The sequence below is a fragment of the Arsukibacterium ikkense genome, assembly GCF_000987775.1.
GTDB classification, from domain to species: Bacteria; Pseudomonadota; Gammaproteobacteria; order Enterobacterales; family Alteromonadaceae; genus Alishewanella; species Alishewanella ikkense.
Genome location: NZ_LAHO01000002.1, coordinates 167,289 through 188,284, shown reverse-complemented (window position 1 = coordinate 188,284; position 20,996 = coordinate 167,289). Strand labels below are relative to the sequence as shown.

The window sequence follows — 20,996 nt, the reverse complement described above, 5'->3', positions numbered from 1 at the left end:
TTGTTATTTCTGTTCCAACTTGGCAAGTTTGTTCTTTAAACCCATTAGCGGATAGCCCGCTTCATAGGCAATGTCAGCATGTTTTCTGGCACTTGTAGCATTATTCAGCTCGACATACACCAAGCCTAAGTTGTAGTGCGCTTCAATATAGTCTGGCGCAATAGCAATTACCCGCTCCAGAATTTGTTGTGCAGCAGTAAAACGCTTATTACGAAACTGATGAATTGACCAGACCAGTAGCGTTTCTGCGTTACTAGGGAATACCTCATTTGCGCGTAAGAACAAGCAATCTGCCGGGTGAGCCATGGTTGGTCTGGCTTGTCTGCTTCTGAAAACCTCTGAATGTTTTAACTGATACTCGTAGCGGGAGTAAGCATCAAGTGCTGCTGGATGATTGGGGATGGAATTCAATACAAATAAGATATCGCCCGGCATAGCTCCGGTACTGCCTTTTACCAGATTACGTACATCATCAGTAAAGTGATGACGTTCAACCAGATACAACAGGCCACCTCGGTACGTTCCAGACGCCTGACTGGTTGCCGGATGATAATAGTCGAAAGGCTTGCCTCGCTTCCATTCCATATCAAAGCAGGACCGGTCAGTGAAATTACCTGTAACGTTAGCATCGGCTGCTACTATACTACTTAGCATCATTGCTACAATTAGCATTGAGAAAATTGTTTTCCCAGGCAGAAAATCCATGTCTTGCCTCCATTACTATAAGTTTTAGCCACGCTAAAGTATCATCAAACTCAGTGCTGTGACAACAGCAACCTTCGAGAGTCTACTCTTGATGTTTATTTTAAGTTAAAACTGCGCGCTTTTATATTGCTTATCTGAAAAATCGCTGGCATCCTGACTGCGTTTTAAACACTCATTCTGCTGCTGAGTTGTGCTGAAGAGTGTTTTGGCGTTTTGTTAAATCAGAGAGCAGTTATGGCTACAGCTACGTTTTCTAGTAAAGTTTACGCGGCATTAAAGCATGCATATTACGTTAAACGTCAGTATCGTCGCGGTTTGTTAGCGCAGCTAATGGATATAGCTGCCTTATACCGGGCTAACCCTACCTGTAATATTTCAGATTATTACAAGTATCAGGTTTACGCCGCGCCGCGCGGTGCCGCTTTATATACTGAATTACTGGGCACCGGTGCGTTAGAGGCTTTTAGTCGCAGCCTTAACCCCCGTAATGCCGTTACCCCGGCTTGGGATAAAATGCTGTTTACGATGTTGTGCGATGCCTATAGCTTACCGGCACCTGAAATTTTAGCGGTTTACAAACCTGCCGGGCCGCTACCCGGTTTCATTGAGACTAAACTGAGCAACCTGGTGCAATTAAAAGCCTTTTTGTTACAACAACAAGGGCCTGTTTTTGTCAAACCGGTAAAAGGCCATCAGGGAAAAGGCGCATTTTATATCAGTGCAGTTGATGTTGAGCGCCAGTTGCTGATTGATAAAAGTGGTAACGCCATTAGTTTTGATCAGTTCTTTGCTAAAACAATTGGTCTGTCTGATTCACACCGATACCGACCCGATGCCGGCGTATTGTTACAGCGTCCGGTGGTACAGCACCCTGCTATCACTGAATTCACGCAGACCGATACGCCATCGGGCCTGCGCATTCTGGTATTAAATACCGGCAGTGGGCCTTATATTCACCGGGCTATCTGGAAAATTATCGCCCCTGGAAACATTAGTGATAATTTTAGCAAAGGGGCACATGGTAATATGGTGGTGCAGGTTAACCCCGATAGCGGTAAGCTCAGTGCCGCAGTGAATGGTTACTGGCCTACAACCCGCTTACATCATCAGCACCCGGTGTCTGGCCGCAATTTCGGCGACTTTTCAATACCTTTATGGGATCAGATAAAAGCAGAAATTCTCAGAGCCTCCACGGTAATTAATGATATGGGAGCCATGCATTGGGATATTATTGTTGCAGAGACAGGGCCAGTCTTGCTTGAACTGAATGATGTTGGCAGTACCGAATTTTTGCAGCTGCATGGCCAAGGTTTGCTCGACCCACAGCTGAAAACGGCACTACGACAGGTTGCTGTTGTGCGCAAAGGTAGTGCGTTCGCCAGGTTGCTGACGTCCTAATTGCCGTTGTAGCCGGCTATTTGGGCGTAATTGCGCATTTCGTTTAATAAACTGGCGTAAGTTGTTATCCAGCAGGCCAATGCCATGTAATTGAGGAATTTTACTACCACCCAGATCATTTACCTCAATCATTACCGGGCCATCAGGGCCTAAAATAACATCCCAGTGCAGAATTGACATCGAACTTATGCTCTCCGACGCGCGGCAGACTTGCGTCAGCAGGCTTTGCCACAATGGCAGTGTAAAGTCTTTAAAACATTTGCCGCTAACCGGGTGCTGGCTAAGCCGGTGGGCGTATGGCCAGAAATTATCCACCGCATCGCTGAGTTCGCCCGTGATCGGATTAACATAGACCACCAGATTGCCGCTTATCCCTTTGTTAAAGTTATCGCTGACATTACCCGCTGCTATCAGCTTCCAGATAACCCGGTGTACCCTGGCGCCATCGGCATCGTTAAGCACAATAATTCTGAAACCTGAGGGAATCTCGGTACCGGTGAATTCGGTTAGCAGTGGGTGTTGCACAATAGGCTGCTGAAATAAATAGCCTGCCCGCCGATTATAGCGGACAGTGTCAAGCACGTTGATTGTTTTATCAATAAACTCAGCAAAACTAAAGCTCTGTTGGTCTTTGGTAAAAACTCTGTCAGCCGCGGGGTCATAATGATCAAGATAGTACACCCCTTTTGCCAGATGAGATTGGGCTGGCTTTACAAACAGCGGCGCCTGATACTCGATCAGAAAGTGTTTTACTTGATCAAGGCTGTGCATTTCTGTTGGTATAAAGTCAGGTATAGGGCCCTGCGGTTTATACACGGCAACTATGCGGGCGGTAGGAATGTCATAAGTATGACAAATAACCGCGAATAGCAGCTTATCCCAGGCAGGCGTAACACCGGTACGTTTGTTTAAACTCTGGTTTAGTTCTTCTTCAACGGCACTGCCCAGCACTTCACGATAGAGTGGCGTACTGTGTGGGTGCAAATATAATTGATACCTGTAGTAATCCCAGAGATTACAACTGGGGTTTTGCTGATATAAATGAGTCAGATCACTCATTTGAGAATAAAGGCTTTTACAGTGTTGTTGACGAACATACAGTGCCATTTTACAGGCAGTGCGCAATTGTCGGATTAGTGATGTCATCTGGTGTCCATTCCATTCAGTAACTAAGTCGTGGCAGAAAAACCAGCAACTGACAACCAATACCTTGGTTTTGCCGTTAGTTAGTCGAAGTATAGCCCCAGAATTTTATTTTACAAATTTATAATAAAATTTCGGGACTTAAATTGCGCTGAAAGATGAATGTTATTAATGGCTCACGATGGGTTATTCAGCCAGCCAAGTAGCTGCTGATGACTGGTATTCATTACGCAGGCACCTATGGCAGTGGGGGCTAGATTGAATTCAATAATCACTGGTTGCTCGGGAGTAAAAGCGATATCCAGACCAACGAAGCGGGTGTTAGGTAAAATATTTGTTACTTTTTCTGCCAGGGCCACAACTTCTGCTTTAAAAGGCAGTTGCCGCTGCGACATATCATAGCCGCTATCCGGGTGCTGGTTAAAGCACTGGCCACTGCTGTCTTGTGGCACAGCTATAGTGGTTTTGAAGCTTTCTGGGTCAATGGCTACACCAAAGCCACCGGACAGTCTGTTATCGACCAGGCTACCAGCCCGGCCAACCCGCAAATAGATGGCGATAATCTTGGGTGCGCCTGTTGCGGTTTTACCAACCCACACCCTTAAGGTATTTAAGCTGCTGGGGTTAAACGCTGCCAGAGCAGGGTGCTGCTGCAGGTACTTTTCAATAATGTAATCACAGCCCTGGTGTACGGTGAGCGACTGGCTGAGAAAGTCGGCAACTGGTAAAGTGGCTGATTTACCCAGTTCCCGAAAGAAAATGCCATTGGTTCGCTCTATCTCTACCGCACAAAAACCTTCACCGCCTGAACCCTCAACAGGTTTAAAGCAGATTTTGTGCAGATCTGAACGCTGCAACAGCAGCTCAGTTAAATCTGCAGCGCTAACTAATGTTGAGCCATCAGCTTTAAAACCGCCTGCAGCTGATAAATAGCCCAGATACTCAGCATCAGGAATACTGTAAAAACTGAGCAGCGCTTTGGCGACCACCTTGTTTCGGGCCAGCATGCGATAGCTAAGTGGGTTAACCTTATTCAGGAAGCGGTAGTATTTCTGATCATGCCAGTACCCTAACTTTTGCTGCCAGGGCATATCTTTTTGCCATAACCGATATTTATGATAATTCCCTGGCCCGAAACCGGTCAGAACTTGAAGTAACACCATTTCTTTTATTTGCTGGAAAAAAGGCAAGCCGTTGCTGTCGTTGGCCCGCTCCCGAGAAAGTTTAATCGCTTGACGAATATTACTAAACATAATGCATCCTTGCCGCTTGTTGTAGTTTAATCGAGGGAATATTGCCATGGGCTGCACCGTCTTTATCGGGTGCAACATTTGATTCAATTAAAATGGGACCTTGCTCTGTCATGGTGATGTCCAGCCCGGCAAACCTGGTATGCGGCAGGGTTAACAGCACTTTTTCGGCAAACTGCTTTAGCTGTGGCCAGTGTTCAAGGGTTACCCCGGCAAGCGGGGCGCCATGGTCGGGGTGCTGCATAATGTCATCCCGATGCGGTGTTTTTTTCAGCAGACCGGGTTGCAGTTCGCCTGTTGCAAGATCAACCGGGCACATAATGCCACCTGCTGAGGCGTTATCAATCACCTGGCCGGCACGGCCAATGCGTAAGTAACCGCCAATTACTTCTGCCATGCCCGGTTGTGTTTCCAGCACCCATAACCTTAGCGTGTTTAAGCTGGATGGGTTAAAACCGGCAAACTGGGCGGATTGCTGAATATAGGCTTCCAGCATAAATTCCGGCAAAGGATTTTTTCCCTGATAATAACTGAGCAACTGTGCAGGGCTGTATAGCTTGCGTTCGCCCAACGACAGCAACTGTAAGCCGCCATCTGAGACAGTTACTGCCAGCGCCATAACACCGGCACCACCAAAGCCTTCTAACGGCTTTAGCATGACAGTAGAGCCTGCGCATTGCTGCAATAAATTTGTCAGAGCATCCACAGTGCTTAACGGGCGGCCATCTGCGGTAATGCCGGTTAGCGGGTGGAAATAACCAAGCATGGCGGCCGTTGGTATATGCAGCAACTGGTATAAAGCTTTTTCCGATAATTTACTCTGGGTAAGCTTGCGATAAAGCGGCGGGTTTAAGATGTCCAATGCCTGATAATATTGCCTGGCAGAAATGTGCTGCCATTTATCTGCTTCTGCAAAGTTTTTCCTGGCCATGCCGGCCACCACAAAATAACGTGGCCCGAGCCCGGTTTTCAGACAAAAATAGCTGGTTTGCCACAGCATCTTGGCAAAAGACATGCCGGCAAGCTGCGCTTCCTTGTTTAACATACTCAGGGTGTCTTTCAGCCTTGTTAGGTAGCGCGCTATCATTTTTTATCTCGCTTAAAGGGGGCGGCGGCCAGCCGCAGCAGGGTCATCATGCCACTAAGCTCAGCTTCAAATTCAAGTTCGCTTACCTTATCGTTGTCAACCAGTCTGGGTAAAGTTAGCAGCGGGCTTTGTCTGGCAACCAGTTCATTTTCGGTGGTGGTCGCTGTTTTTAGTTGCTGAGCAGTCAGTAAGGGCAGTTGCTCTGGCTGATACTCACCACGGGGAAAACAAAAATGCCGGGCTGCTCTGCCAGTCAGTTGCAAAATGTAATGTTGATTATCTGCCAGCTCTTTTGCTGCATCGGTTAAGTTAAGTTCAGAAAATTTATGTCTGTGGGTATGCAGCTCAATGTTGAGCCCTTGTGCTGCCAGTGCCGTAACCTGCTCGGCGCTAAGAAACATCAATTTGCCGTTTTGTTGCCACAGGGCAATATCTTCACCAAAGCAATCTGCCAGCTCTTGCAAAATGGGCTGCTCATAGGCTGAACCCAGCTCTGCCGCCAGGCTTAATACGTCATTAATACTTAACTGCTGTAGCGTGGTGTGGGGTTTTAAACAGCTGTTATCTGCCAGGGTAAACGGCCCTTTATACTTCCAGAATAAATAGTAGACAGATAATTTAAACACCGGCCGCTGATTAATTACATAATAAGATGACAGGTATAAGGTCGCGCAAAAACCATATTTTTTCAGGGAGGGCAGCATACCTTGCTCAATGGCCGCCCAGCCATCGTCGATGGTTATCACCAGAGTGTTTTTTTGATATTGCCCTGCCTGGTGTTGCTGGTACAGCTCATCCAGCGATACCGGGCTGTAACCCCACTTTTTAACCAGCGCCATGCGCCGGTCAAAGGTTGCGCTTTGCATAAACACCCCAGGCGAAAACTTATATTCATCATCTACCGCTATGCCGTGATAACACAAAATACGCGGCCGTCTGGCGGTGATTTTTTGCGCCAGAATAAACAGGCCAAGTGCTTTCAGCAGTGATAACAACAGCATTTTAATCATAACATCTGCCTTTTATGCCAGCTAAGCAGCTGCTTTCGGGTAATAAAAATAACATAGTTTCTGGGCTGGTACTGGCCGTTGGCAAAGGCTTGCTGGCGTTTAGAAGAGCGGATCAGTGCGCCACTTTGTGCTGTTTCGGTATGGGAAAAGAACCAGCTGGCCTGTATTTCGCTGAGTAATTCGCTGATAAATGCCAGTTTAGGGCTTACCTTGCTAAGCGCAGGATCATAAAACCAACTGGCGCCTACTACCCCTTTTAGCTGTGGGTTTAATAACAAAAGCTCTGCCAGCTGCTGGCAGGTTAGTCGCCAGCCTGTTGCTGTTAAGCTGTCTATTTCTGCTAAATGCACATGTAAGCGACAGAGCGGTTTATTGCCGCTGGCGGCGACTAACGCCCGAATAAAACGCCAGCCCTGCGCTGCGCCATTGCTATACACTAATGAACGCTGAATGGCGGAGTAAGGCTCTACTACCCGTTCTGCACAAGGTAGCAGGCTGCCGGCCAGTAAGCCAATATCCTTTATAAACTTGTCGTTAATCTGTTGCCGCGCAGCTGCAGATTCGAAGCCCCAAAGCTGAAAAATGCGTTGTATGCTACGTTGGTAGTTTTGGCTGATGTCACCGCTTAGCACCAAGGGTAAACGCGCTATGGAAAATTCTGCTATCAATTTTAAAATTAGCAGCCTGGCCAGGTCGTTTGTACTACAACCCAGTTGGGTTGGTAGTTTTTGCAGGTTTGTTATTAAGTCTGGCCGTTGGTTATAGGGCTGATATGGCGTAGCTGGGTAGCATTGCGCCAGTAACTGTTGCAGCGCAATACCCGCTGGCAGGTTATTTTGCAGCAGAGGGCTTTGCGCTAATTGTGCTTTGGCAGAGTGCTGAATGGTGCTAAGTGTGGCTGTCATTGCGGCGCACCGCCGGCGGCTGGCGGGAAGCCTTTAATATTTAGCCGGCTGAAGATATTGTGCTCAAAGCCTTCCGGGTAGCCCTGCAAATGCCAGATAATCAGGGTAACCAGGCTGTAGCTGAGCACGCCGCTTAGCATTTCCAGTAATAGCTGCAATAGCGGTATGGCTAAGCTGACTGACGATTGTACCGCCCACAATACTAACGCCATTATTATACCGGCCAGAACGGGCCGGATAAACGCAGTTAACAGGTCGCGCAGCGGTAGTTTTAAAAAGCGGATCACTGCCGCCTGCACTATCAGCACCATTAGCAGGGTTGAGCCCAGCCTGGCCTGGCCAATACCAATTAATCCGTTGTATTCCAGTAGCGGAATAAACAGCGCAAAAAATACCGCTAACCTGGTGAAGTTAATAAAGAATGAGATATGTGGCTTACCTGCAGCCAGATAAACATAACTGTTATTTGAGGTAATACTAAAAAACATGTTAGACAAAGCCAGCAACTGCAGCAGTGGTACCATACTTAGCCATTGCCCGCCAAGCAGTACCGCTACCAGTAACGGCGCCACCATGGCAATCCCAATAGAGGAGGGGATGGTCAGGCTGGCGGTCAGTGCCGCGGTATTTAAATAGGCTTTTCTGAGCTCAACCGGGTTATCCTGAAAACGGGCATAGATTGGAAAGGTGGCTTTATTAATCGGAACTGCCATATGGCTGGTGGGCAGCTGGCCGATTTCTTTACTTAGCGACAAAAAACCAAGCGCCGCAGGAGACAGCACCTTGCCTACCATTAACTGGCTGACTTTGTCGTTGATAAAATACACCAGATTATTAAGCAGCAGCCAGCGGGAAAACTTAAACAGTTTATTAAAGGATTTAAAGCAGATGCGCGGCCGGTAGGGGTGCATCATATAGCTGTAGAGGGTCACCACCAGCTGATTGCACAGTACCCCCAACACCAGCGCCCAGTAGTTTCTGAGGGCGAAGGCTAAACTTAAGGTCACTACAAAACTGATGACTTTGGGCACCAGCTGTAATTGCAACTCTTTGCGGAAATTCAAATTACGCTGAAAATCGATAACGCCGATATTATGAAAGCCAGACAGAATGCTGACAAAGGCAATAACGTACAGCACATCCTGCAGCCTTGGGTCCTGATAAAAGTTGGCCACCAGGGGGGCAATTAACGCCAGACTAATGGCGGCAATAACGCCAAAAATAACGTTAAAGGTCCAGGCGCTGTTATAGTCGTCCTGATTATTTGATTTACGCTGAATTAGCGCTGTACCCAGCGCCAGCGCGCCAAATAGCTCAATAAAGGCGTAAATAGCAATAGTAATCGCCACTACGCCAAAATCTTCCGGCGTAAGTAAGCGTGCCAGAAAAATTGAGCTGACTAAGCCAATGGATTTAATACTTAAGCGGGTAATTAGCATAAAAACCGAACCAGAATACACTTTATTCTGAGTTTTATTATGCTGAGTTTGGTTGTGCTGCTCTGGGCTATCCTGGCCGGAGGGGGAGGGCATTACTGCAAATCCATTTATCTAAGTAAAATACAGGGCATTATATACCAAAAAAGTGGCAAAATAGCCAGCTGCCAGCACTAACATAGTAATAGATAACTGACTGAAAATTATTCGGTGGCCAGGATAATATTGTCAATATACAGCTCCATTAGCTGCACCGGTTTAGCCGTACCGCCATGATAGAAATTTAGCCATAGTCGTTCAATTTTCAGATCTGTAGTATCACGAAAGCGAATATTAGTGCGTTCAAACACCGCTTGCTGATTAACCCAGGCCCGTAAAATACCGTTCTGCTGTCCCGGCGTATTCAACTTAACAAACTGGGTGATCCGGTACCATTTGCCGGGCACTATCGGATTATTACTGCTGTGCCAGTACATTACCGCACCATGGTTCTGGCCATTGTCGGGGTAATAAGCATAAAACCCCAGCGGCGTACTGTGATTAAATTTATCATCACTCCTGATTGTATCGGCAAACTGGCCGCGGGCCGACCAGCCATTAGTGCCATCGGCCGAGCGGCCGCCCCAACCGGCTTTATTATAAGTTCCAGCTAAACCGGGAAACTTGCCGCCGCCTTTGGTGGCCAGCCAGTTATCGGCCAGAAATAAATCGTACTGGAAATATAACGCCTGCGGTTCCTCAGCCAGCACTGATTTTAGTAACAATACCAGATTCAGCGCCAGGTTCTGCTCAGGGTTAAATTCCACTTTAAGGGCATAGTTATTTGGCCGGGTGGGGGCGGCGACCCGCTCAACCCGGCTGCGCCGGTCCAGGCTGCTCCAGTTGCTGGCCCAGTTTCGGTTGGCAAAATCTTCATTAAAAATAATTTGCTCTGGTTTAAATTCTGCCAGTCTGGCTGGCGTGCTGGCCGGTTGCGCCAGCCAGAACACCCCGATGTCGCTGGCACCAAACTGTTTACTTAGCGTAAGCTGTAATTCTGCGTTGACAATATATTCATTAGCCAGCAGTTTTGGCTTATTAAAACGCAGCAAGGTAAGGTTGTGGGCACTTGCTCGAAGGGTTTTGCTATGGCCTAAAGAACGAAAAGTACTGCTATCAAGATACGTGTCCATGATGGCGATGCTGGTAATACGGTTGCCCAACGAAGTGGTCAACATTAGCCTGGGTGCTTTGCTGCTATCGGCTTCTTTGCTGTAAAAATGGCTGGTGCCCTGGCTGGCCTTGCTGTGTAATATTACATCAATGGCCGGGTGTTCAGTACTGATAATATGGCTGATTAAGTCGGTTAGCGGCCAGTTGACGGTTTTGCCAATGTGCGCCCGGCTAATCTGTTGCCGGGCAAAGGGCTGCTCACCGAGAAACTGCATATTTTTATCTATCCAGGCACCCATCTGATCGTCAGGCCAGTTAATGTACGCTGCGGCATAGCTGTAGTTGCGGCTGGCACCAGATAATTGTTTATCGCCCTCATGCCAGTCGATAGCAATAATTTGCTCTGTGGCTAAAGCTGTCGCCAAAACCATATTGCACGGCAGCAGACAAAGGGTGACCCAGCTGGCTAATTTAATACGCCAGTTTCGATTCAACATAACGGTGTTTTCCATTTGGCAGGCTGGCAATAGCTGCCAGCTGCTTTAGTGTGATATTGCAATCAGTGCCCAGCCGCTGCTGAAACTGGCTGATAATGTCTGCAGCTAATGGGGCAGCAAGGGGCGCGGCAGATACCAGCTGTACTTCAACGTCAGTCAGGCTATGCTGGATAATTTTAAACTGCCTGATCTCACTTAAATCGCGTAACACATAAATCAGGGCCAGCGCATGCAATTTGTCACCGGCGCTGGTGAGGATAAAATCGGTGGTGCGCCCGCTGACATGGGCCAGCACTGGCAAGCCCCGGCCACATTTACAAGGCTCGCTACTTAGTTGCCCCATATCACCGGTGCGATAGCGCACAAACGGAAAGGCCCGGGTTTGCAGGTGAGTTATCACGATTTCACCGGTTTCGCCGGCCGGCAACACCTGATTGTCTTCACCAATAATTTCGACAATAATATCTTCGGCACTGATATGTAAACTACCTGCCGGACACTGATGGGCAATAAAGCCAGCATCACGGGCGCCATAGCCATTAGCTACCGGACAATTAAATACCCGTTCAATGACTTCGCGTTGATGCGCAAATAACATTTCTGAGGTCACAAACACCACTTGTACTGCCAACTGACTGAGATCAAGTTGCCTGGCTTCTGCTGCCAGCGCCAGCTGATGGATAACGGAGGGGTAGCCAAACAGCATGCTCGGTTTAAGTTGCTGTAATTGCTGCAGATACGCCTGAATATGGGCCGGTGTAAATTCAAATGCCGGTAACAGGTATGAACGAAACAGACTGTCACGCACTTTTTTTATTCGATCTTGCTTGCCCAGCTCAATCGGTGAGCCCCACAGCACCACTTCTGGATCGCCAATATCGACCTCCCACCAACGGGTGGCCCGCAGTTTAGCCGCCACGTCGTGGCTGACCCGATCTTTGCCCATGTAAAATATCAGTGGTATGCCGCTGGAGCCGCCGGTATTGTATCGCTGCAGTTGCTGTTGCGGCTGGCTGCACAGTGCTTGTTGATGGTCGCTGATCAGTTGTTTGGTTAAAAAGGGCAATTTGCCTAAATCGGCAACCGTGGCGATGTCGCTGGCGCTGAGCCCTTCGCTTGCAAACAGCTGCTGATAATAGGGCGAGTACTGGCTGATATCAGCAATAAACTGCTGTAAGCGCTGTTGTTGTAGCTGCGCTATCTGCTCTGCAGTTAACCATTGGCTTTGTTCCAGCCGCGCCAGCATTTTATAGGTACTATGGCCTTTCAGCCGTTCGTGCAACCGGAATAACAGTTTGCTTACCAGAGTAGTGTATAGGCTAGTCATGGCTGCCTCTTAGCTGTGGTTTATAGCGCGGCGCGCCAGGCGCTGCTTCTGTATTTTGCGGGTTATCGGTTTGTTGTTGTTTTTCTGCCGCCAGTTGCTTTTTAACCACAACCTGCAAGGCCACTACCGTAATAACCAGATGATACGGTAAATCGAAGTAAGCCAGCCCCAGAAAGGCACCGCCGGCAGCATAGGCAATTAAACTGCATTGCAGCATTTTGGCCAGCAAGGCGGCCCATTTTAAATCGTCCCGTTTATTGGTCAGCTTAATGGTTCGTTTAGCGCTGCGCCAGGTGCTGAGGTAAATTGCCAGCCATAAACCAAAGCCAATAAAGCCATGGTGGCCCATCACCTGAAAGTAGATGCTATGCGAGTCATGGGTTCGTTCAGGTTCAGGCGCATATAAATAAAAGTGCTCCCGTTTAAAGCCATTCAGGCCGCCACCAAAGGGCCGGTCTTTTGCCATATTAAAGGCCATTTCCCAGGCGTTAAAGCGTCCCCGCACTGAACCGTCGTAACTTTCCCGGTCCGGTTCAATAATGGTTGCCATCCGGTCATGCCAGCGGTCGGGCATAAACTGATAAATAACCGGCGTAGCCAGTATTATGGCCAGGGCAATGGCCAGTTTGTTCGGGCCTTTTAACCAGAGAAAAAAGCCAACTGCGATGCAGGCCACCAGGCCACCACGGCTTTGCGTGCCTAGCGCTGCCAGTACCGACAAACCCATCGCTGCCAGTAAACCAAATTTTAACCAGCGTTTGTTAGCGGGTACGATATGGCGCAAGTAAAATAGAATCGGCAGAATAATAAACAGGGTTAATGCCAGTTCATTATTGCCAAAAAAGAAGCCGCCGGTCGGGCCCCAGACCCGGCCACCGCCTGCTGTCTGAATGGTATAAAGCCCGCCTTTAACGCCATAAAAAGCAATACTCAGTGCCACCACCCACAATGCTTGTTCAATGCGCTGGCGGGTGGTGAGCAGCGCCAGGATAACTAAAGTAAATAGCTGAATTTTCATTATTTTATCAAACTGCGAGATCACATATGGATCTTTGACACTCATAATGAAGGTAATTACCATCCAGATATTAAACAGGAGCAAAAAGATAATAGGGCTGCTAAGTGGGATGCGTTTCGGCTCTTTACTGAATAAATAGCTGACCAGAAAAACTAAACCAATAATGGCGGCAACCGGCAGGGTTTGAATAAAGCCCCAGCCGAGCCGATGTGGCACCATATAGCTAATCCAGCACCAGGCAAGTACACCAAAAAATGGCCGCCGGATTATCAGTGGTATGCAAGCGGCAATCAGAATAAACAGGATAATATCACGCATTGGCACGCTCGCATTTCTGATATAAACCTAACCAACTGGGCAGCACTTGCTCTGGCTGATACTGATTAACATTTTGCCGGGCATTAGCAGCCAGCTGTTGTGCTAGTTTTGGTTGGCTGACCAGGTTCATTACTGCTGCAGCCATTTGTTCCGGTTTTGCTACCGGCACCAACAAGGCGTCGTGTTGGTCCTTCACCATAAAGGGGATACCGCCAACGTTAGTTGACACGACCAGCACCTGGGCTGCCATAGCTTCCAGCAATGAATTGGGCATATTATCGGCTGTGCTGGGATTAAGCATAATGTCTGCACTGGTGTACAGCCCGGCCATCTGATTGCGGTCTAACTTACCGCAAAATATTACTTTATCTGACAACTGCAACTCTGTTACCAGTTGCTGCAGGGCGGTATGCTCGGGCCCGCTACCGGCAATGCTCATTCGGGCCTGAGGTAACTGTTTGCTGATAATAGCAAAGGCTTTAATGGCGGTGGCAACATCATAAATGGCTTCCAGATTGCGGGTTACCACCAGATGCGGCGCTGTGCTTAAGCTGGGTTTAAGATCGCCATTAAAAATCGTGGTATCGACAATATTAGGAATAATCTGGCAGTTAAGCTGATACTGCTGAAAAACGCTCTGCAAGAAAGTACTGGGCGTGACAATGACCGTGGCTTTATTCAGCGTTGGCAACACCCAGCGTTGTTGCCGTTGTAAAAAGCCGGCGGCCAGGCCGCCGCGGTAATTAACAATAACGGGCACCTTATGCCAGTATGCCAGCCAGATAGCCGGCGCCGCAAACAGATGCCAGGCCCAGCCTGAGTTCGCCATCAGATGCACCACATCCGTTTGCCTGAATGCCTGATGCAGTTGCCAGAAATAGGGAACTAACCGGCATAGCGCCCGCAGCACTGGCACCTTGGCCACCCACCGCGGGCTGTAAGGTGGGTTGACCGCTATCAGGCGGGCATTAATCTGTGGTGCATCGGCCAGAAGATGCAATAACTGCGCTGTTTGCATGGCCATACCGCCGGCCGGCGGTGGTACCGGGCCCACTAATGTCACGGCCAGCGGTGTGTTACCCGGGTTAGCGCTGCTCACTAAGCACCTGTTGATAAACCGGTAATATCGCCGCCACCGTATGTTGCCAGGTGCGTTCCTTGGCTACAAAGTTCCGGCCATTTTGCTTGATCCTTGGCCAATCGCTCTGATTCGCCAGCAACTGCTTCAATACCAGCGCCAATTGCGACGGGTTATCTGGGGCAAATAAAACACCAGTGTCATTATGGCGGATCAGCTCACGATGACCGCCGATATCGGATGCCACCACCAACCCCTGTTGCGCCATCGCTTCCAGCGGTTTTAAGGGGGTGACCATTTCTGTCAGCCGAATGGCCTGGCGCGGGTAAATAAACATGTCTACCAGGCTGTAATAGCGGCTGATGGTGTTGTGATCGACCCGGCCGGTAAACATAACCGCCGCGCTGATGTTAAGGGCGTCGGCCTGAGCTTTTAAGGCTGCTTCCTGCAAACCGCCACCTACTAATAGCAGCCGCAGATGCGGGTGGGTTGGTAATAATTGAGCAAAAGCGTCCAGCAGAATATGCAGCCCCTCGTAGCGGTAAAATGAACCAAGAAAACCCAGCACTGTTTTACCCTGTAAATTCAGGCTCTGCTCTAGTGTGGGGTCTTTCGCGGTTACCGGACTAAACATAGTAATATCGACAGCATTGGCGACCACACTGATCCGATCTTTAGCAACCCCCCATAGGGCTATCTGATCTGCCAGACCCTGGCAAATAGTGACCACGTAGTCTGCACTTCGCAGGGCTTTTTTCTCCAGCCACTGGCCTATTTTATAGCGTAAATCGCCTTCTTTGCAGCTACCATGGCTCACGGCGGCATCTTCCCAGGAGGCCCGCATTTCATAAACCAGCGGAATGTTAAAGCGCCGGGCCACTTTGGCTGCAGCTATGGCATTCAGCGACGGTGAATGAGCGTGAATAATATCCGGCCGTTGTTGTTGCACCATAGTCGTCAGTTGTTGCGTTAACTGGCGAATAACATCAAATTGGTTTAATACCGGCATTTTCGCCAACCAGCCCGGCTGGGTTCGTTGGAACATTAAGCCTGCTACCTGCTCCTGCTCCGGGCCAGCTAAATAATGTTTACTGCTGGTAAGCTGGCGGGTACTAATACCTAACCTGTGTTGTTGCTGTAAAATAGCCAGACTGCGAAATGCATAACCACTGTGCAGGGGCACCGAGTGGTCGAATACATGCAATACCTGTAACTGTCCTTGTTGCGTCATACTAAATCCTTGCGCGTCGCCGACCTAAAAGCGTTATCAACATTGCCAGTAACATCAGCAACAGTACTAACTCATAAAAAAACAGCGCCCACAGCATGATTTTTAACCGCTGCATGTTGTTTATCAGATGCAGGTTATCGGGTTCGGCAATGGCCATTAGCTGTGGGAACTGACCGATCAGGATTGCGACCATTTGCTCCAGATGCGGCGATACTTTTGCGGCCAGTTTAATCAGCGGTTGCTGGTCGTAACTGATATTGTCGTTAGCCCACCACAGATAAAACTGATGCCGGCCATTGTGATAGTAAGCCAGGGCACTGGCATCGTCTTTAAAACCAAAGGTTTTATCTGACAATCTGACCAACCCGATCTGGCTTTGGTCTTCGATTAGCAGCTGTTTAAATTCCAATACCGACAGCGGCTGTTGTTGCTGGTTTACCGGATAAAAGCCGTTAAACACATCCAGCATAATCCAGCGCTTTGCTTGCTGATCCCAGATTTCATTAATGGCATGGCCGTGGCCGCCAAAACCGTCAAAGGCCAGGGCCCACTCCCGTACCGGGATATTAAGCGCATAGCCAAACACATTAATCACTTCAGTGTAGTCGGCACAATAGCCCTGCTGTTGCTGAATTTTCGCCAAAGTGGTACTGACATCGGCCTGAATAGCACCACCACGGCGGCGCTGATCAAGATTCAGTACCGCCGCCTGTTGCAGCATTAGCGCCAGTGGCTCGTCGGCTTGCTCCGGGCTTATTATCACGCGGGCAATGGCTTGTGGTAGTGGTGCCAGTTCCTGGCGGAATGACTCAGGAAACTGATCGCCGGGCCATTGGCTTTGCTCTGCGCTGATAACATTAAATACCATGGCGTTTCTCAGCCGCACCAGTTCGGTTCCGGTGTGGAAGTTTGCCACTAACAACACTACCGGCAATAGCATCATTGCCAGCAGCACTGCACAGCTGCGCCAACCGACTAACTGATTCACCAGCATAAACCTATGTAATTGCCACGTACATCAGCGCGTTGCTTTAAATGTACCAAGTCAATCAGGGTGTGCTCAGCAGTCAGGCCAGCTAACACCTGCTCGACCAGATGTTTATCGTTCAGCCCTAATACAATTACTTTGTTACTGGCCAGCAGCTGATCGATATCGTTGGTCATTAACTGACCAATATGCGGTATCGATTCTTCAATAAAGCGCTTGTTGGCGCCCAGCAGCCGTGACAGGTTCACTTCAGGGTCAAAAATGCTCAGCTGCATGCCTTTGCCAATCAGGTATTCGGCTAAATCGACCAGCGGGCTTTCGCGCAGATCATCAGTACCTGATTTAAAACTTAAGCCAACCATGCCGATATGCCGTGAGCCCAGCGCCAGGATTTTTTTACAGGCTTGCTGTAAATGCACCTGATTAGAGGACAACACTTGCGATAACATCGGGATCTCAATATCGGCTTGTTTGGCCACATACTGCATGGCTCTTAAATCTTTCGGTAAACAGGAGCCTCCAAAGGCGAAGCCTGGTTTTAAGTAGGCAGGCGATATATTCAGCTGTTTATCGGCGCAAATTAAATCCATCACTTTAAACGGGTCAACGGTAAGGCCTTCGCACAAACGGGCGACTTCGTTGGCAAAGGTAATTTTTAGTGCATGAAAGATATTACAAAAATATTTTACCGTTTCTGCCGTTTTTACATCAGTCCGGTGGTACTGGCCAGGTAAATGGCCAAACAGCCGCTGCATTTGCACATGCGCGGTTTCGCTGTTGGCTCCGACAATAGTAAAAGGCGGGTTGTCGTAATCTTTAATCGAGCTGCCTTCACGCAGAAACTCAGGCTGAAAACAAATATCAAAGTCACGGCCATCGACTTTACCAGAATGTTGTTCCAGTAAGCTTTTTAAGCTGCCTTCAACTGTACCTGGCAACAGGGTGGAGCGAAACACTATGGTATGGTGGCTGCTTTTGCTTGCCAGCGCCTTACCAAGCTGCTCTGCCAGGCGCAGCACCGCGGTTTGATCCTGGCTGCCATTAGCCTGAGATGGTGTGCCAACACAGATAAAAGACACTTCGCTGTTATCAATAGCGTGCTGCACATCCTGAGAAACGCTAACCTTGCCGCTGGCGGCCATTGCGGCCATTAATTCCGGCATGCCTTCTTCAATCACCGGCGATTGACCACTTTTAATCAATTCGAGTTTAACCGGATCGATATCGACGCCGATAACATTATTACCGTCGCGGGCCAGACAGGCGAGTGACACGGCTCCGACATAACCCAGACCAAAAATACTGATATTCATATTTGCACTTCCCTTTGTGTCAGCTGCTTTTCCCGATGCAAGTTTATACATTGTTGCACGATGCTGTCTAATTGTTGCATTGATAAATGCCATTGATGATGCGTCAGCATCCGTTGCCGGCCCGCTTCAGCCAATTGCTGGCGGTAACCCGGATTACGCATCAGTTTTACCAGCGCAGCGGCGTATTCTGCCGGTGTATCGGCAATTAAAAAATGTTGATTGACTACCGCATCTATACCGCCAGCGGCCTGGCTGCTGCTGACTACGGGCACCCCCATGGCCAGAGCTTCCAGAATTTTGTTCTGGGTACCTCTGGCAATATTCAGCGGGGCGACCATTGCCGCGGTATTAATAATATAAGGCCTTACATCGGCAACCGAGCCGGTAACGATAACGCCGGGCAAATTTGCCAGTGCCCGGATAGCGGCACTGGGCTCTGCCCCAACTATATACAGTTTAACATCCGGAATTTGCTCACGGATTAACGGCAGCGTTTGCCGGCAAAACTGCAGCATGGCTTCCTGATTAGGGTAGTAATCCATCCGGCCGATAAAGGAAATACTATGGTGCTCATAGTCGGCGTTACCCGGGGTGAAGTAGTCCGTGTCAACGCCGTTCGGAAACCAGGCGGTAGGTACCCGGGTTTGATAGCTTTGTAATGTCGCCAGCTCTGCTTTGGTGGTGCAACTGCATAAGTCGAACTTACGGGCCAGGCGCTTTTCGGCCAGCAGCATTTTCTGGCCTTCCAGGTAGTAGCCTAAACTCAGCGGGAAAGGCTTAAACGCCCGGTAGGCCAACCACTTTTGCGAATCCATATCGCCGAAATCAAGCAGCTTAGGGATATCGGTAACCTGGCTGACGTACTGGGCTACGGATGAACAATGCACAAAAATTAAATCAAACTTATGCTCTGCTAATAATGCCTGAATATGGTTATGCAAATCCCGACTGTAAAAATAGCCCATAGATGACGGGGTAATTAATGGCAAACGCAGGATCATCCGGGCGAACTGCACCGGTTCTTTTACCACGGCAGCGTAGTAGTGATGACAATATTGGCTGATACCTTCGCCATCTGCCGCTTCTGCCGGGCTGCGCGCCAATGAGGTAACAAACACCTGATGACCCTGCTCAGTAAAATGGCGGATCATATTAAAAGGCCGGATTTTACCGCCACGTTTCGGTGGAAAAGGGAAGCGGTGACAGACATATAAAATTTTCATAACGACATCCTGATTGTCTCTGAAATGTGTTCGGCGCTTTGTTTATCTAAATACAAACGGCACCAGATCTCCAAATTCATAAGGGCCAACAGATGATCGGTATGATCTTCCTGCTGGCTGAAATGCTGACTAAGGGTTTGCTCAATCAGTGGCCAGTTCAGCAAACCACGGCTTTCAATCGTTTCACGATTGACAAATAACCGCAACATGCCGGCCAATTCCTGTTTTAGCCAGGCACCTAGCGGCGCGCCAAAGCCACGTTTGGGCCGATCCAGAATGCTGGCGGGCAGAATATCGCTGAGTGACTCTTTTAACAGGTGCTTTAAGCGACCTTTTTTCATGGTGAGACTTTGCGGTATTTTCACCGCCAGCTCAACCAGCTGGTGATCCAGAAATGGCACCCGGCACTCCAGCGAGGTTGCCATGGTCATCTTATCGGTCAGCAGCAATAAATCATCCGGTAACTGGCTTTGCCGGTCGGTATCAAACATGCGCCACAGTCCCTGACTGGCTTTACTGAACTGGTAGTGCTGCTTAATGATGCTGATTGGTTTGTCACAGCTAAGCAACTGTTCGGTTTGTTGCTGACTGAACACCTGCATATAGCGCTGATAACGTTCAGCATCGTCCAGCTCTGCCGACTGAATAAAGGCTTTGGTCAGCCTTAAGGTGTTAAGCAAAGGCGAGTGGCGGTCGCTTGGCAGCTTGCCAGCCAGCGGCAGCAACAATTTCTGGCGCAGCCAGGCGGGCAGCCGCCGGTATTTTTGCAGGTAGTGTTCGCCCAGATAGCGACGATAGCCGCCAAACAGCTCATCGCCGCCGACGCCGGATAGAATCACCGTAACTTCTTTATGGGCGAATTCTGAGACCAGATAAGTGGTTATAAAGGCGCTGTCGGCGATGGGTTCATCCATATGCCAGAGTAGCTTTGGTAGCAGGCTGACCACATCGGGTTTTACCAGGATTTCCCGGTGTTCGGTGCCAAATTGTTCGGCTACTGCCCGGGCATAGGGCAGTTCATTATAGAAGTTGCCGGCATCGCCGGTATCAAAACCAATGGCATAGGTTTGCACCGGACCTTTGCTGTGTTTCGACATCAGGGCAACTACTGCGCTGGAGTCAACGCCGCCTGATAAAAAGGCGCCAATAGGCACATCACTGACCATCTGCATGGCCACCGAGCTTTCCAGCTGGGTGCGGATTTTCCGGGTCCAGCTTTGCTCTGTGAGTTGTTCGGTTTGGTTAAAGTCAGGCTGCCAGTACTGCTGTTGCGCCATTCCCTGCTCACTGACTAAGATGTAACTGGCCACTTCCAGCTTTTGAATACCTTTAAACATCGAGTAGGGCGCAGGTACATAGCCCAGCTGCAAATACTGCTCCAGGGCTTGTGGACACACTTCGGCCTCGATGCCTGGTAACGCCAGAATGGCTTTGCTTTCGGTTGAAAAGGCCAGAAAGCCATCGTGCTGACACAAATACAGCGGCTTGATGCCCAGCCGATCCCGGGCTAACAACAGTTGCTGGCGGTTGTTATCCCATAAGGCAAAGGCAAACATACCGTTTAAATGTGCCAGGCAGTCGACACCATATTGTTGATACAGCGCCAGGATCACTTCAACATCTGACTGGGTTTTAAACTGATAGCTGTCTGCCAGCTGTGCCCGCAGTTCGCGGTAGTTATAGATCTCACCGTTGCAAACCAGTACCAGGCTGCCATCGTCATTGCTGATGGGTTGCTGGCCGCCCGCTAAATCTATAACGGATAAGCGGCGCATACCCAGCGCAACGTTGTTCGCCAGAAAAGTGCCACTATCGTCAGGGCCCCGATGGGCGGTAATATCACCCATTAAGTCCAGCCAGTGGGCCGGAAATTGCCGGGGCCGCTTTAACGCTACAACGCCATGAATGCCACACATA

General features: G+C 49.1%; 17 protein-coding genes. 1 reads left to right on the top strand and 16 read right to left on the bottom strand.

All coding sequences use genetic code 11. The annotated features are described in order from the left end of the window. Positions 1 to 3 precede the first annotated feature (3 nt). The gene (locus WG68_RS02845; RefSeq protein WP_052748926.1) at positions 4 to 705 is read right to left on the bottom strand and encodes a tetratricopeptide repeat protein; all 702 of its coding nucleotides are present in this window, start codon (positions 703 to 705) and stop codon (positions 4 to 6) included. Between the two features lie 234 nt (positions 706 to 939). On the opposite strand from WG68_RS02845, the gene WG68_RS02840 reads away from it, so the two are divergent. Beyond that, positions 940 to 2,103 carry a sugar-transfer associated ATP-grasp domain-containing protein gene (locus WG68_RS02840; protein WP_046556139.1) on the top strand — a complete coding sequence of 388 codons (1,164 nt, stop codon included), beginning with the start codon at positions 940 to 942 and terminating at the stop codon, positions 2,101 to 2,103. On the opposite strand, the gene WG68_RS02835 is transcribed toward WG68_RS02840, so the two are convergent. The 15 genes from WG68_RS02835 to asnB all read right to left on the bottom strand — a co-directional run bounded on the left by WG68_RS02835 (position 2,044) and on the right by asnB (position 20,995). Then, positions 2,044 to 3,249, bottom strand: a complete 1,206-nt coding sequence (locus WG68_RS02835) for a sugar-transfer associated ATP-grasp domain-containing protein (protein WP_083981776.1) — start codon at positions 3,247 to 3,249, stop codon at positions 2,044 to 2,046. The two genes, WG68_RS02840 and WG68_RS02835, sit on opposite strands and share 60 nt — an antisense overlap. Before the next feature lie 173 nt (positions 3,250 to 3,422). Continuing rightward, the gene (locus WG68_RS02830; protein ID WP_046556137.1) at positions 3,423 to 4,499 is read right to left on the bottom strand and encodes a sugar-transfer associated ATP-grasp domain-containing protein; all 1,077 of its coding nucleotides are present in this window, start codon (positions 4,497 to 4,499) and stop codon (positions 3,423 to 3,425) included. Then, positions 4,492 to 5,541: a sugar-transfer associated ATP-grasp domain-containing protein gene (locus WG68_RS02825; RefSeq protein WP_161796344.1), complete on the bottom strand. Its 1,050-nt coding sequence runs from the start codon at positions 5,539 to 5,541 to the stop codon at positions 4,492 to 4,494. The genes WG68_RS02830 and WG68_RS02825 overlap by 8 nt, the downstream gene beginning before the upstream one ends. A gap of 38 nt (positions 5,542 to 5,579) precedes the next feature. Beyond that, positions 5,580 to 6,593 carry a polysaccharide deacetylase family protein gene (locus WG68_RS02820; RefSeq protein WP_046556135.1) on the bottom strand — a complete coding sequence of 338 codons (1,014 nt, stop codon included), beginning with the start codon at positions 6,591 to 6,593 and terminating at the stop codon, positions 5,580 to 5,582. Further along, positions 6,590 to 7,498, bottom strand: coding sequence for a hypothetical protein (locus tag WG68_RS02815; RefSeq protein WP_046556134.1), 909 nt, complete (start codon positions 7,496 to 7,498; stop codon positions 6,590 to 6,592). The genes WG68_RS02820 and WG68_RS02815 overlap by 4 nt, the downstream gene beginning before the upstream one ends. Further along, complete coding sequence (locus tag WG68_RS02810) at positions 7,495 to 9,030, bottom strand: lipopolysaccharide biosynthesis protein (protein ID WP_046556133.1); 1,536 nt, start codon at positions 9,028 to 9,030, stop codon at positions 7,495 to 7,497. Before WG68_RS02810 ends, WG68_RS02815 begins: the two co-directional genes overlap by 4 nt. A gap of 107 nt (positions 9,031 to 9,137) precedes the next feature. Further along, on the bottom strand, positions 9,138 to 10,583 hold the full coding sequence (locus WG68_RS02805; RefSeq protein WP_152663015.1) for a polysaccharide lyase: 1,446 nt from the start codon (positions 10,581 to 10,583) through the stop codon (positions 9,138 to 9,140). Then, positions 10,558 to 11,910, bottom strand: coding sequence for a phenylacetate--CoA ligase family protein (locus WG68_RS02800; RefSeq protein WP_046556131.1), 1,353 nt, complete (start codon positions 11,908 to 11,910; stop codon positions 10,558 to 10,560). The genes WG68_RS02805 and WG68_RS02800 overlap by 26 nt, the downstream gene beginning before the upstream one ends. Beyond that, the gene (locus tag WG68_RS02795; RefSeq protein WP_046556130.1) at positions 11,903 to 13,246 is read right to left on the bottom strand and encodes a putative O-glycosylation ligase, exosortase A system-associated; all 1,344 of its coding nucleotides are present in this window, start codon (positions 13,244 to 13,246) and stop codon (positions 11,903 to 11,905) included. Before WG68_RS02795 ends, WG68_RS02800 begins: the two co-directional genes overlap by 8 nt. After that, complete coding sequence (locus WG68_RS02790) at positions 13,239 to 14,345, bottom strand: glycosyltransferase family 4 protein (protein ID WP_152663014.1); 1,107 nt, start codon at positions 14,343 to 14,345, stop codon at positions 13,239 to 13,241. Before WG68_RS02790 ends, WG68_RS02795 begins: the two co-directional genes overlap by 8 nt. Beyond that, on the bottom strand, positions 14,332 to 15,555 hold the full coding sequence (locus WG68_RS02785; RefSeq protein WP_046556129.1) for a TIGR04063 family PEP-CTERM/XrtA system glycosyltransferase: 1,224 nt from the start codon (positions 15,553 to 15,555) through the stop codon (positions 14,332 to 14,334). Before WG68_RS02785 ends, WG68_RS02790 begins: the two co-directional genes overlap by 14 nt. A 1-nt stretch (position 15,556) precedes the next feature. Continuing rightward, on the bottom strand, positions 15,557 to 16,543 hold the full coding sequence (locus tag WG68_RS02780) for a hypothetical protein (RefSeq protein WP_152663013.1): 987 nt from the start codon (positions 16,541 to 16,543) through the stop codon (positions 15,557 to 15,559). Continuing rightward, positions 16,540 to 17,856: a nucleotide sugar dehydrogenase gene (locus tag WG68_RS02775; protein WP_046556127.1), complete on the bottom strand. Its 1,317-nt coding sequence runs from the start codon at positions 17,854 to 17,856 to the stop codon at positions 16,540 to 16,542. The genes WG68_RS02780 and WG68_RS02775 overlap by 4 nt, the downstream gene beginning before the upstream one ends. After that, positions 17,853 to 19,079 (bottom strand): TIGR03087 family PEP-CTERM/XrtA system glycosyltransferase, encoded by a 1,227-nt coding sequence (locus WG68_RS02770; RefSeq protein WP_046556126.1) that lies wholly within the window; start codon positions 19,077 to 19,079, stop codon positions 17,853 to 17,855. Before WG68_RS02770 ends, WG68_RS02775 begins: the two co-directional genes overlap by 4 nt. Next, positions 19,076 to 20,995: an asparagine synthase (glutamine-hydrolyzing) gene (asnB, locus tag WG68_RS02765; protein WP_046556125.1), complete on the bottom strand. Its 1,920-nt coding sequence runs from the start codon at positions 20,993 to 20,995 to the stop codon at positions 19,076 to 19,078. The genes WG68_RS02770 and asnB overlap by 4 nt, the downstream gene beginning before the upstream one ends. Between the last annotated feature and the right edge of the window lies 1 nt (position 20,996).